The sequence below is a fragment of the Paenibacillus agricola genome (assembly GCF_011440305.1).
GTDB classification, from domain to species: domain Bacteria; phylum Bacillota; class Bacilli; order Paenibacillales; family NBRC-103111; genus Paenibacillus_S; species Paenibacillus_S agricola.
The window spans coordinates 62,734-76,076 of record NZ_JAAOIW010000012.1; the positions used below are offsets into that span (position 1 = coordinate 62,734).

14 protein-coding genes are annotated in these 13,343 nt (G+C 44.7%); 13 read left to right on the top strand and 1 reads right to left on the bottom strand.

Annotated features, from left to right (window positions below; all coding sequences use genetic code 11):
* Positions 1–8 precede the first annotated feature (8 nt).
* From G9U52_RS26815 to G9U52_RS26855, 9 genes are all read left to right on the top strand, one after another.
* Positions 9–464, top strand: a complete 456-nt coding sequence (locus G9U52_RS26815; protein ID WP_166153741.1) for a PNPOx family protein — start codon at positions 9–11, stop codon at positions 462–464.
* Positions 465–481: 17 nt separating this feature from the next.
* On the top strand, positions 482–1,255 hold the full coding sequence (locus G9U52_RS26820) for a carbon-nitrogen family hydrolase (RefSeq protein WP_166153742.1): 774 nt from the start codon (positions 482–484) through the stop codon (positions 1,253–1,255).
* Between the two features lie 35 nt (positions 1,256–1,290).
* The gene (locus G9U52_RS26825; protein WP_166153743.1) at positions 1,291–1,962 is read left to right on the top strand and encodes a DUF2848 family protein; all 672 of its coding nucleotides are present in this window, start codon (positions 1,291–1,293) and stop codon (positions 1,960–1,962) included.
* 4 nt (positions 1,963–1,966) lie between these two features.
* Positions 1,967–2,311, top strand: a complete 345-nt coding sequence (locus G9U52_RS26830; protein ID WP_166153744.1) for a cupin domain-containing protein — start codon at positions 1,967–1,969, stop codon at positions 2,309–2,311.
* 29 nt (positions 2,312–2,340) lie between these two features.
* Positions 2,341–3,390: a TRAP transporter substrate-binding protein gene (locus tag G9U52_RS26835; RefSeq protein ID WP_166153745.1), complete on the top strand. Its 1,050-nt coding sequence runs from the start codon at positions 2,341–2,343 to the stop codon at positions 3,388–3,390.
* 8 nt (positions 3,391–3,398) lie between these two features.
* On the top strand, positions 3,399–3,926 hold the full coding sequence (locus G9U52_RS26840) for a TRAP transporter small permease (protein WP_166153746.1): 528 nt from the start codon (positions 3,399–3,401) through the stop codon (positions 3,924–3,926).
* Positions 3,923–5,200 (top strand): TRAP transporter large permease, encoded by a 1,278-nt coding sequence (locus G9U52_RS26845; protein ID WP_166153747.1) that lies wholly within the window; start codon positions 3,923–3,925, stop codon positions 5,198–5,200. The genes G9U52_RS26840 and G9U52_RS26845 overlap by 4 nt, the downstream gene beginning before the upstream one ends.
* Positions 5,201–5,472: 272 nt before the next feature.
* A complete protein-coding gene (locus G9U52_RS26850; RefSeq protein WP_166153748.1) occupies positions 5,473–7,227 on the top strand; it encodes an ABC transporter ATP-binding protein in 1,755 nt (584 codons plus the stop codon).
* Between the two features lie 177 nt (positions 7,228–7,404).
* A complete protein-coding gene (locus G9U52_RS26855) occupies positions 7,405–8,385 on the top strand; it encodes an aldo/keto reductase (protein WP_166153749.1) in 981 nt (326 codons plus the stop codon).
* A 134-nt stretch (positions 8,386–8,519) separates the two neighbouring features.
* On the opposite strand, the gene G9U52_RS41475 is transcribed toward G9U52_RS26855, so the two are convergent.
* Complete coding sequence (locus G9U52_RS41475; RefSeq protein WP_166153750.1) at positions 8,520–9,407, bottom strand: NAD(P)-dependent oxidoreductase; 888 nt, start codon at positions 9,405–9,407, stop codon at positions 8,520–8,522.
* A gap of 415 nt (positions 9,408–9,822) precedes the next feature.
* On the opposite strand from G9U52_RS41475, the gene G9U52_RS26865 reads away from it, so the two are divergent.
* The 4 genes from G9U52_RS26865 (at position 9,823) to gucD (ending at position 13,318) form a co-directional block, all read left to right on the top strand.
* Positions 9,823–10,002 carry a MerR family transcriptional regulator gene (locus tag G9U52_RS26865; protein ID WP_166153751.1) on the top strand — a complete coding sequence of 60 codons (180 nt, stop codon included), beginning with the start codon at positions 9,823–9,825 and terminating at the stop codon, positions 10,000–10,002.
* Positions 10,003–10,142: 140 nt separating this feature from the next.
* On the top strand, positions 10,143–10,817 hold the full coding sequence (locus G9U52_RS26870; RefSeq protein ID WP_166153921.1) for a FadR/GntR family transcriptional regulator: 675 nt from the start codon (positions 10,143–10,145) through the stop codon (positions 10,815–10,817).
* Between the two features lie 102 nt (positions 10,818–10,919).
* A complete protein-coding gene (gene kdgD, locus G9U52_RS26875) occupies positions 10,920–11,852 on the top strand; it encodes a 5-dehydro-4-deoxyglucarate dehydratase (RefSeq protein WP_166153752.1) in 933 nt (310 codons plus the stop codon).
* Positions 11,849–13,318, top strand: a complete 1,470-nt coding sequence (gucD, locus tag G9U52_RS26880; RefSeq protein WP_166153753.1) for an alpha-ketoglutaric semialdehyde dehydrogenase GucD — start codon at positions 11,849–11,851, stop codon at positions 13,316–13,318. The genes kdgD and gucD overlap by 4 nt, the downstream gene beginning before the upstream one ends.
* The last annotated feature ends 25 nt before the right edge of the window (positions 13,319–13,343 follow it).

Genomic DNA, 13,343 nt, shown 5'->3' on the forward strand with positions numbered 1-13,343 from the left:
TTTCAACAATGGCTATAGCGATTACAGAACTATCAACTGAAATGATGGAACAATTGCAGGGACAGAACATCGTGTTTATAAATGTGGTGGACAAAGAAAGCGGAGATATTTATTCAACTGTCTTATCTTGGGTGTACGCAGTAAGTCCGAAAGCCATTCGTTTTGCGATCGATGCTAAATCGGATTTCGTACGAATTTTACTAGATGATCCGAGGCTGGTCCTCAATTTTGTTTCTAAAGAAACTGTATATTCAGTTAAAGGAAAAGCTGCAGTAAAAGTCGCTAGGACCGAAGAGTTAACGCTAAAAATGGCGTTATTAGAGGTAGACGTGGAAGAGGTTCGAGACATTATTTTCTATGGTGGCAAGATTGAGACCCAACCCAAATTTGTGAAAACGTACAAAGTAGAATTGATTAAAAAGTTAGATGATGAGATGAAGAACGCGTTGTTGAATCTTTCTTAAAGGGGGAATTTGGTTCTATGAAGGTCGCATCTATCCAATTGGAAATTAAAGATAGTGAAAGTAAAGAGCAGCGAATCGGACGTGCCACTGATTTAGTAGATCGTGCTGCACAAGATGCGGATTTGATCTTGCTACCGGAAGTTTGGGCAACTGGCTATTTTAATTTTGACAAATATAAGGAAGAGGCAGAGCCGCTAGACGGTGAATTTGTCCGATTCTTTGCAGCAAAGGCCAAGCAGCATGGTGTCTATTTGTTTGCTGGAAGCTTTATCGAGGTCAAGGATGGTAACTACTATAACACTAGCATTCTTTTTGACCGTCAAGGGATGTTGGTAGGTACCTACCAAAAAACACATTTGTTCCGTTACGGTTCCAAAGAAGGCGAGCTGCTGACTAGAGGGGACGGGGCAAAGGTATTTGACACCGAATTTGGCAAGGTAGGATTAACTACGTGCTATGACCTTCGTTTCCCAGAGCTTTACCGTCAGCAAGTCGACTTGGGAGCACAGATGTTTCTAGTAACATCGGCTTGGCCGCATCAGCGTTTGGAGCACTGGAAATTGTTCAACGCCACTCGCGCACTGGAGAATCAGAGCTTCCTGATCTCGTGCAACTGTGTGGGTACCACGAACAATGTCTTATTGGGTGGACATAGCTCAATTGTCGATCCATGGGGAATCACATTAGCGACTGCTGGTGAGCAGGAAACCATTGTGAAATCAGAAATCGATCCCTCGGAAGTTCAGCGCATTCGAGATGTATTTCCGAGTTTGAAGCACCGTGTTATTTAAGCAATCATCTATCATAGAAAAGGGTGTATACAATTATGGAATTTACATGTAACGGAACAACGTTAAATTGGACACCTGAGCGGCTTGTTATTGCGGGATACACAGGTAAAAATCAAGAAGCTGTCAAAAAGCATATTGCAGAATTAAAGGAATTAGGCATTCCCGCACCTCCGCAGGTTCCGATGCTGTATGATCTTTCTCCGGAACTGCTTCAGACTTTAAGTGAAATTACAGTCGTACATAATGACAGCAGTGGCGAGGCTGAAGTGGTGCTTATGCACATAGATAGCGAGTGGTATGTGGGTCTTGGAAGCGATCATACGGATCGAGTCCTTGAAGCGGTATCCATTCAAAAGTCTAAGCAGGTTTGTGCCAAACCGGTTACTAAAGAGCTTTGGCCGCTTGCATCCATTGCAGACCGTTGGGATCAAATTGAAATCAAAAGCTGGGTAGAGATTGACGGGAAAGAACATTTATATCAGTCCGGCGTATTGGGTGAGTTTCTGGAACCCAAGAAACTCATGGAGATTGTAAAAACTAGAGGATACGATAGTGTGAATATGGCGCTATATTGTGGAACACTGCCGCTTCACGGGGGATTCGTATTCGGTGGCTCATTTCGGGCGGAACTCGTGGATAACAAAGAAGGACGTAAGCTTGAATTAAATTATCAAACCAAATTGCTAAAAAATGCTGAGGAGGAATAAGAAAATGGCAAAACCGGAATTGGAATTTGTTGATCAAAATTTATTTGAAGAGGTGCCTTTCAGCAAAGTGGAGGGCTTAACGGAAAGAGTCATCGCAAAAGATCTAGAATCAGGTGTGGCTACACGCATTCTGATGTTTGCACCGGGAGTGGATACAACACCTAACGGAGTGCAGATTCATGACTTTTGGGAAGAGCTTTATATCATAGAAGGTTCATTGATCGACTTGAACTTAAATCAGGAATTTACCGCAGGAATGGTGGCCTGCCGTCCGCCTGGAATGAAGCATGGTCCATGGAAGTCGCCAAACGGATGTAAAACTTATGAAGTTCGTTATTATTCCAAATAAACCTATCAACATTAAAGGGGCGATTAAAGATGAGAAACAAGAAAAAAATGAGCATGCTACTTTCCACTGTTGTTATGATTTCTTTACTAGTTGGTTGCGGTACAACAAAAGATGCTGGAGCACCAACTGAGGGCGGTGCTGCAGCAGGTGCTGGAGACAAGAAGATTGTTCTGAAGTTGGGCAATATTACAAAAGCGGATAGCCAATTAAGCATCACACTTAAAAATATCGGTGAAGAAATAAAAGCAAAGACTAATGGACGAATCTCGGCATCCTATTTCCCAGGCGGCGAGCTAGGTAATGAAACCGATATGATGCAGCAGTTGAACACAGGCAGTCTTCAAATGGCTGTGATCACGAATGCACAACTGAGCAACTCATCCCCCGCGTTTGGTGCTTGGCTGATGCCGTTCGTGGTTGATACCCATGATCAAGCCTACAAGCTTTGGACCAGTGATGAATCGATGAAGCTTTTTGATACTCTGACGAATGAGAATGTTGTAGGCCTAGGCTACGCGTCATCCGGATTCCGTTATATCGTCGGATCTAAGCCTATTACTACGATTAAAGATTTGGATGGATACAAGCTTCGCACAACACCTAGCCCAACCATTCTAGACTATTGGAAGGGATTGAAGGCAAGCCCGACTCCAATGCCCCTTACTGAAGTGTATACTTCCTTGCAAACGGGTGTTATCAAGGGGATTGATATCGATTCCGAATCTTTAGCTTCGGAAAAACTAACAGAAATTGCAAAAAACTTGAATGCAGATAATCATATGTATTGGGCAGGAGGCATCTTAATCAATAAGGATCTTTGGAATAGCCTTTCGCCTGAAGACCAGAAGTTGATTAAAGAAATTGTTTTAGATAAAACGAAAGAAAATAGTGTACAAGTTGCAAAGAATGAAGAGAAATTTCTAAGTGAGGCCACAACGAAGCTTGGTCTAAAACTAAGTGAAGTGAAACGTGAAGAGTATGATGCGGTTGTAAAATCAGTTAGAGACACTTGGAGCAGCAAATCACCGGAAATCGCTAAATTTTTGGAAAAAGCAGACCAAATCAAAAAAGAGAAGTAGGTGCTCCCATGAGTGACAAACCTGCAAGACGAAATATCTTATCATTCATCACAGATGCTCTTGACAAATGTCTTGTAGGAATCAGCATCTTGGTGGGCGCGGTTTTAACGATTAATATAATCGTAGCGGTATTTTTTCGATATGTACTCAATTCTCCGATTTATTGGGCGGATGAGCTCTCTCTGTATTTGTTTTGTTGGGCCACTTTTCTAGGGGCAGCTCTTGCTGTGAAACGATCCGACATGGCGGCAGTTACTTTTTTTCTTAACCGCCTCTCCGGTCGGGCCAATATTCTCCTCTCCATGTTGATTCAATTATGTATGTTGTTTTTCTCCATTATTATCGGCTATTATTCTATTATTTGGATTAGTAGTCCTAGTGTAATGAATTTGCTATCGCCGGCGCTTTCTATGAATATGTGGAAGCTTTATACGATCGTCCCAATTTCAATGTTTTGTATGGCAGTATTCTCGATTGAACATTTGATTGGATTCATACCGAGTTTGTTTGGTAAAAGAGGGGGTACAGCGCAATGAGTTCAATGGCTGGTTTTATCATCCTGCTGTTCATTGGGGTACCTGTTGCCTTTGTTCTTGGGCTAACGACCCTCATTTATATTTATTCGACCGGCAATATCGCCGCGCTGCAGTCGTTGCCGTCGAAGATGTTCAACGGCTTACAGAACTTCGGTTTTGTAGCCATTCCACTGTTTGTGCTTCTAGGAGAAATAATGAACCGGGGCGGCATTACGAATCGATTGATCCACTTCGCTACCGTCCTTATCGGCCACCTTCGAGGCGGACTTGCGTATGTGAACGTTGTCGCCAACATGTTTTTGGCGGCGATCGTCGGTTCAGCCAATGTGCAAACGGCGATCATGACTAAAGTGATCGTTCCGGAGATGGAGAAGCAGGGCTACGACAAAGAATTCAGTACGGCGCTTACCGCCAGTTCATCCATTATGGGGCCCTTAATTCCGCCGAGTATGCCATTTATTCTTTATGGAGTGAGTTCCGGTGTATCGATTGGCAGCTTGTTCTATGCGGGAATTATTCCTGGGATTTTGTTTGCCCTTGGTTTCGCAGTTATTATATTTGTTACGTTTCGAAAAACAAAAAGCAATATAATAAAAAGAAGCTCAGGAAAAGAGATTCTTCAAAGCCTGCTCTATGTCTTGCCAGCGCTGTTCATTCCCGTTCTTATTATGGCGGGTATTACGACAGGCGTGTTTACTGCAACGGAATCGGCAGCAGTTGCTGTTTTTGTCGCTATTCTGATTGGCGCCTTTGTATACAAGGAATTGAAGTTTAAAGATGTGCCAGGTATTTTGCTTCGTACTATTATTACAACCTCCTCTGTATCTTTTTTGTTGGCGACAACAAATATTTTCGGATGGGCGCTTCACTTACAAGGTATTCCGCATATGATCGCTGATTTTTTCTTGAATATTGCAGGGAGTACGCTTGTATTTCTAATTCTTCTCAATATATTGCTTATTGTGATCGGTACATTTTTAGAGGGACCGGCCGGTATTATATTCTTAACCCCCATTCTGCTGCCAATAGCCTTGCAATTTGGAGTAGATCCGATTCACTTGGGCGCAATTATCGTGATTAACCTGACCATTGGTTTGATGCATCCACCTTTTGGTACGGTACTGTACATTGCTTCAGCGAACACTGGAGTGAGCGTGGAGCGTTTGAGTGTAAAACTGATTCCATTTTTACTCGTCATGGTTGGTATTCTGCTGTTGATTACTTACGTGCCTGCGACGACAACCTATATTCCTAGTTTATTTGCACCCAAGTAATAATTAAAGACCCTCCGCCAATTGCGGGAGGGATACATTGAATAAGTAAATACCGAGCTAAAGCAATATCCAAGAGGATATTTGCTTTAGCTCGGTATTTTTTTCTTTTCAACCTTTTTTTATAGATATGCCAAGGCTTCCAGAGTATACCGCAGCTTGCAGGCAGCGGTTATGAATTTGACAATTAAGCAATTTGGAGAGAAGATCAAAGAACCAATATCGAAGTTACCAACCAACCAACCATGTGCTTGCCGACAATAAAGGAGTGTCTTATGTCCAGTTTTAAATCCTATTATCGATTTGTTAAACCTTACTGGAAGCTAATCGTGGTTACGTTATTGATTGGAATGGCCAAATTCGGGATACCATTGACGCTGCCTTTTATAATGAAATATGTGGTGGATGATTTATTGCTTAGCTCGCTGCCCCCGGCTGTAAAAGTAGAAAAATTGATCTATGTGATGCTGGGTGCATTTGTGTTGTTTGTTGTTTTAAGGGCACCGATCGAATACGCCCGGCAGTATTATGCCCAGCTGACAACCAGCCGAATTCTTTACGACCTTCGTAATCATCTATATGGGCATATCCAGAAGCTTTCCTTGAAATATTACCAGAACCATAAAACCGGTGAAATTATTTCTCGGATGATTAATGATGCCGAACAGACGAAAAATATTGTGGAAATCGGGTTAATGAACATATGGCTTGATTTGTTTACGTTATGCATTGCCATTGGCTTCATGTTTTATATGGATGTGAATTTGACGTTGGTTTCTATCGCCATCTTTCCCTTTTATGCATTAGCTGTCAAAAAGCTTTATAAAAAATTGCGGGATTATTCCAAAACCAGGTCGCAGGCTCTCGCAGATATGCAAGGCTATCTTTTTGAACGGGTAACGGGGATCTCGGTCATCAAGAGCTTCACTCTAGAGGAAGTGGAAAAGCAAAATTTTGATGTAAAAAACCGCAACTTTCTGCAAAGAGCGTTTGCTTTAGCAAAATGGAATGCCTTGACGAATGCGATTATTAATACCTTAACGGACATTGCACCGTTGCTGGTTTTATTTTATGGAGGGTACCAGGTTATTTATGGACAGCTTACGTTAGGTGCTTTTGTTGCTTTTTTTGCCTATTTGGAACGTTTGTATAGCCCGCTTCGCCGTTTGGTTAATTCGTCGACAGAGCTTACCCAGGCCAGTGCTTCGCTGGAGCGGGTTGTGGAGCTGATGGACGAGCCGTACGATATTGAGGACTCTCCGCAGGCTAAGCCTATGGATCGGGTGGAGGGCAAAATTGTTTTTGACAATGTAAGCTTTCGCTATCAAGCTTCTACGGATTGGATTTTGAAAAATATTCAATTAAGCATCAGTCCAGGACAAACGATTGCTTTTGTAGGGATGAGCGGCGGCGGAAAATCCTCGTTAATTAGCTTGATCCCGCGGTTTTATGATATTCAGGAAGGCAGAATTTTGTTGGATAACACCAACCTCAAGGATATCACGATCCAAAGCCTGCGAAGTCAAATTGGTATGGTGCTGCAGGATAATATTTTATTTAGCGGCAGTGTGCGCGATAATATTTTGTTCGGGCGGCCAGATGCCACGGAGGATGAAATTCTCCACGCTGCACAAGCGGCTAATGCGCATGATTTTATTATGAATTTAACGCAGGGCTACCAGACGGAAATCGGCGAACGTGGCGTTAAGCTCTCGGGCGGACAAAAGCAAAGAATTGCGATTGCCCGGGTATTTCTGAAGGATCCGCGGATTCTGGTGTTGGATGAGGCGACCTCGGCGCTTGATCTGGAATCGGAGCATATGATCCAAGAATCACTGGAAAAGCTGGCTAAGGACAGGACAACGCTGATTGTCGCCCACCGTCTATCGACAATTACGCATGCCGACCAAATTGTACTGATCGAAAATGGGGAAATCAAAGAGGTAGGCACCCATGATGAGCTGATGCATAAAGAGGATGGGGCGTATGCCCGCTTGTATAATGTGCAAAATTTGGAGGCGCATAGCTGATCCTAAGGGGTAATTTATATTTATAAAAGCATGCTTGACAATAGTTAGCTACAAACTAATTAGATTGTGCCAGCTGTAATATGCTATTCTAAGTTAAGCAGACACATAGTAGCTTGGTTCAAGAAAGCTGGAATTGTACAGGCAATCTGGTGGGATTAGGATTAGGAGGTAGTATTTATGAAATATCGTCGACTAGGTAACAGCGGGTTAAAGGTATCTTTGCTGGGGTTAGGAACCAATGCTTTTGGAGTGAGGGCAGACGAGGCAACATCGCTACAAATTATTCATCAAGCCATGGATAAAGGCATCAACTTTATTGATACGGCTAATATTTATACCAAATCGGAATCCGAACGAATTATTGGCTTAGCCTTGGAAGGCAAGCGCCATGAGGTCGTACTGGCGACGAAGGCTGGATTGGTGCGTGGCGAAGGTCCGAATGAACGGGGATCATCGCGTTATCATTTGCAGCAGGAGCTTGAGAGCAGCTTGCGTCGGCTAAAAACAGATTATGTAGATTTGTATCAAATTCATACCTTTGATCCGGAGACGCCAATCGAAGAAACACTCAGGACGCTGGATGATATGGTTAGCTCGGGTAAGGTGCGGTATATTGGTGCATCCAATTATGCTGCCTGGGAGCTAATGAAAGCGTTGGGGATCAGCGAACAGAAAGGCTTTAACCGTTATGTGTCTACACAAACGAGCTATTCACTTGCTGATCGGACGCCTGAACAGGAGCTGGTGCCGGTCTGTCTAGATCAGGGAGTAGGGATTATCCCTTATTTTCCACTGGCCGGGGGCATATTGACCGGAAAATACACATCAACGGATGCAGCTCCCCAAGGCTCACGCGCGGACAAAGATCCGAATTTCAGCAGATTTCTCGATGAGCAACGATTACAGCTCAGCCAAAACGTCGCTAATTTGGCGGCTACATTGGACTGCTCCTCAAGCACGCTTTCCTTATCTTGGCTCATGCACCAGCCAGTCGTGTCCACGGTTATTGTTGGCGCGACTCGGGTAGAGCAGCTGGAGGAGAATTTGCAAAGCTTATCACTTGAGCTCGACTCTGAGCAATTAAAGGAGCTTGATCAACTTAGCGAATCTTATCGCTATGGCAAGCCCTTTGCCGTTTATCGGTTGCCGCAGGGGTAACAGTAGGAATTGGAATTGGAGCTATTATAAAATATCCAAACGCGAAGAGAAGAACCTACCCGAAAATCATCAATGATTTTTTGGGCAGGTTCTTCTCTTTAGTATGGGTATAGCTGCAAATCACCGCAACATGCTTATTTCCTGTCCAGCTTGGCCCAGCCCTCATAGCATTTGATGATCGCACTCATATCCTCATCGCCATACCCTTCATTACATGCGATTTGGAAGAGCTCCTTGACAGCTGCTAAAGCAGGCAGCGGGATTTCAAGCGATTGCCCTAAGCCTTGCGCGAGCTTTAAATCCTTAAACATCAAGCGCGTCATAAATTGCGGGGAGAAATCGCCCTCCAGCATTTTGGGACCCTTCATTTCAGCCATACCGCTGCGGGCTCCGCCTCCGGCAACTACCTCAAGAAACAAAGCGGGATCAATCCCAGATTTGCGAACCATCGCGATGCTCTCAGAAAGCCCTGCCAAAGTGATAGCTACCAACGTATTATTAGCGAGCTTAGTTTGAGAGCCCGTACCTTGCGCGCCCATATGTACGGCTTTTTTGCCCATTGCTTCAAATAGTGGCAAGCACTTTTCGAATAATTCCTTTTCGCCCCCAACAATAAAAGTTAGCTGTGCTTCTTTCGCCTGAGGTTCACTTCCTGTAACGGGAGCATCCAGCATTTGTACGCCAATATCCGATAGCTGCTTGGCTATAGCTAGCGTTGTTTCTGGAGAGATCGTACTGCAATCGATGACAATTCCAGCGCCAGATTGTTGTTGAAGTGCAGGAATGATCCCGTTTTCCCCCAGATAAACCTCTTTGATTGCGCTATCGTCGGAAAGCATCGTAATGACAATATCTGCGGCTTGGGCGGCTTTTCCCGGAGAATCGACGATCAGTACAGAGGAATCCAGCCCTTCTGTTTTCTTACGGTCTCTATTGTATACGGTTACTTTATGGCCTGCTTTTATTAAGTGCCCAGCCATATGACGACCCATCGTGCCTAATCCAACAAATGAAATATTCACTCGATTACCTCCATCAATTCGTTGTTAGTTGTAGTTACCCTACTAGTATACCGTATATAAAATGCTGTTGCCCAGCCCTGGTACACACTAATATAGGAATATGCATCCATTTTTTACATACAAGCCCCGATTCAAGAAAGGTTGGAGACCTACCATGAATAAACCATGTGTGGACTTAGCAGCCCCTTCATTAAACCTGTTTTACGATTTACAGGCTGCCCCGTTTTTTAAGAAAGACCCACAAAACTTCTATAACTAGCTAAATCGCACTTGGGAAACGAACTGGATCGAACTTACCGCCTACTTTGGTTATCTAGCTGAGATTCATTTTGTATTTTTTTCTCCCGAAAATCCTTCCATACCTTTAATCATTGGTCCCCGCACGCAGGAACAGCTCGAGAGTCTTCAAGCTGGAGTGGATGAGAAAATTGGGCTGCTGCCGCCAGTGAAGCGTAAGGAAAACGGGCAGAAGGAATACGACAAGCTCGATCTCGACCGTTTTATCTTCATTACTCATCTTAAACGAACTAATATGCCGTTGAAGGAAATTGAGCGGTATATGACCCTGGCATCCATTTTGAGGTTAAAAGCTTAAGCTTTTAACCCCTCTTAAGCCCCTTCAGGCTATTAGGGTTGACGTATTAGTTCATTTGTCTTACAATATGATTTATAGACAAATGTGAATGAACATGAAGAGAGGTGAAACAGGTGGAAGCCCATCCGAAAGAAGTAACGATGAAATCAATTAAGCGGGAAACGATGTCCAAGCAGGTCGTCGACCAGATTATCGAGTTGTTGACAAGTCGTCAGCTTAACCCGGGAGATAAGTTGCCTACCGAAGCCGAGCTTACAGATATGTTATTCGTCAGCAGGCCCGTTCTTCGTGAAGCCTTAAGCTCGCTTGAGACGATGGGGATGATCCAGAGAAAAACACGTGAAGGTACTTTTTTCTCATATAGGATTGGAAGTAAGCCCTTTTCAATTATGCTCGCTTTGTCGGCAGGCGATATACCTGCTGTGATGGAAGCACGGATGGCGTTGGAGCTTGGCTTGGTGACGATGGCTGCTGAGAAAATAACCGATCAACAGCTGGAGCAGCTTGCAGAGCTTATGCATGCGATGTCATTAAATACAGCTGGTTACGAGCAGATCGATAAAAATTTCCATCGCATGATCGCCTACAGCGCGAATAACCCCATTCTTGAGGGCAGCATAGATGCCCTGCTGAATATGTTCGATAAAACGACGAACCAAATCGCACAGATTGATCGCGACCATCTGGTCACGATGCAACAGCATCAAGCGATATTCGATGCATTGTCCAAGCGGGATCCGCTAGCTGCGCATTCCAGCATGTATATCCATCTTAGCCAGGTACGTGCAAAGCTGGTCAAGCCCAAATTGCGGTAAAGTCAAATGGGCAGCAGTTGAGAGTAAGCAATTGAGAGCAAGCAGTTGAGAGCAACGATTGAGTTTAAAATCGATTGTAATAGGAGAGGTGGACTAATAATCATGACAGAACTAAGAAAATCACCAAGCGGTATTTTAGGATTTCCAGTGGCACCGATGAATCAGCAGGGTAAGCTCGATGCACAAGCCTTGGAGGCTAATATCGAATTCCTGATCGAGGAAGGCTTATCTTCGATTTTTATCGCCTGCGGATCTGGAGAATTCCATGCCTTGTCCCATAGCGAATATAAGACGATGGTTGAAGTGGCAGTGGCCACAGCCAAAGGCAGAGTGCCTGTCTATACAGGAGTTGGCGGCAATATTAGCCATGCGCTGGAATTAACCGAGCTATCGGCGAAGCTAGGAGCAGAGGGCTACTTGATTTTGCCTCCTTATTTGATCGAGCCTGAACAGCAAGGCTTATATGAATATGTAAGCGCCATCGTAGAAAGCACAGACTTAAATGCGATTGTGTATCAACGCGATAACTGTGTGTTAACCTTGGAAACGCTTCAGCGTTTGCTTGTCCATCCTCAGCTTGTTGGTTTAAAGGACGGCCTTGGCAATATGGAATTAAATATTGAGCTTACGCAAACAATCGGTGATCGCTTGGATTGGCTTAGCGGCATGCCGATGGCGGAGGTTACCTTTCCGGCTTTCGTAAATCTTGGCTTCAAATCATATTCTTCTGCGATTTCGAACTATATTCCGCACATTTCTGCGATGTTCTATGATGCCTTGTTGAATCACAATGAAGCCTTGCTTCATGAGCTGTATATCGATGTGATTTTGCCGATAAATAGAATCCGCAAGCAAAGAAAAGGGTATGCGGTTTCTTTGATTAAAGCGGGCATGGAGATTGTAGGCCTGCCAGTAGGTACCACAGTTCGTACGCCGCTTACTCCGGTTGAGAAAGACCACTATGAAAAGCTGGAAGCTATTATTAAGCGGGCCTTCGACAAATTTCCTAAGCCTAAAGGAGACCGTTCACAATGAGCAGCAATTTAAAAGAAAACCAAACCTACCTAAACTATATCAATGGCGAGTGGATTGCTTCATCAACAGGCGAGGTAGAGGCACGGATCAACCCTGCCAATACCAAAGAAACCGTTGGTTATATCCAAGCCTCTTCCTTGCAGGACTTGGATCAAGCGGTGGCAAGCGCCAAGCAAGCAACCAAAGCATGGAGAAAGCTCGCTGGAAGTGCGCGCGGCGACATGCTGTTTAAGGCAGCCGCCATTCTCGAGAGCAGGGTGGACGAGATTGCCGAAACGATGACCAAGGAAATGGGCAAAACCTTCCCCGAGGCAAAAGGCGAAACCAACAGAGGCGTCGCGATTCTGCGTTATTATGCCGGAGAAGGAATGCGCACTGTTGGCGATGTGATCCCCTCTACAGATAGCGAAGCGCTGATGCTGACAACGAGGGTTCCGCTTGGTGTAGTGGGTGTCATTACACCGTGGAATTTTCCGGTCGCGATTCCGCTTTGGAAGATGGCTCCGGCTTTAATCTACGGAAACACCGTAGTTATTAAGCCAGCAGCTGAAACGGCGATTACCTGCGCGAAGGTTATCGAATGCTTGGCAGCAGCAGGCCTACCTGCTGGTGTTATTAATATGGTAACCGGCTCCGGTGCTACCATTGGGCAAGGTTTGGTTGAGCATCCCGATGTTAATGGGATTACGTTCACGGGCTCCAATGGCGTAGGTAAAAGCATTGGGCGTGCCGCACTGGCACGTGGAGCGAAATACCAGCTGGAAATGGGCGGTAAAAATCCGGTCATAGTGGCAGTGGATGCTGATCTCGATCTTGCGGTAGAAGCTACGGTCAGTGGAGGGCTTCGTTCGACAGGCCAGAAATGTACCGCTACTAGCCGGGTGATCGTCCAAAGCGAAGTATTCGAAATTTTCAAGGATAAGCTGTTGAACAGGCTGCAACAAATAACAGTGGGCGACGGCATGAAGGACGGCATTTGGATGGGACCTTGCGCTAATGAAAACCAACTGAACAAAGTGCTTTCCTATATCAAAATAGCAGGGGAAGAAGGGGCAGCCCTTATTTATGGCGGAAGCCGCCTGCAAGGAGATGGCTATGAATCGGGGTATTTTGTAGAGCCTACCGTATTCTCGGAAGTGACTAACACGATGACGATTGCCAAGGAAGAAATTTTTGGACCTGTGCTAGCTCTGATGAAGGTCGATACGATGGAAGAAGCGTTGGCGCTTGCCAATGATGCAGAGTTTGGACTTAGTGCCTCGATATTCACGACGAAGATTAACCATATGTTATCGTTTATTAACGAGATGGAGGCAGGGCTTGTCCGTATTAACGCCGAAAGCGCCGGAGTTGAACTGCAAGCACCGTTTGGCGGGATGAAGCAATCCAGCTCCCATTCCCGTGAACAGGGACGTGCGGCGATTGAATTTTTCACTTCGATTAAGACCGTCTTTATTAAATCATAAATTTGATACGAAGAGGAGTGAAATA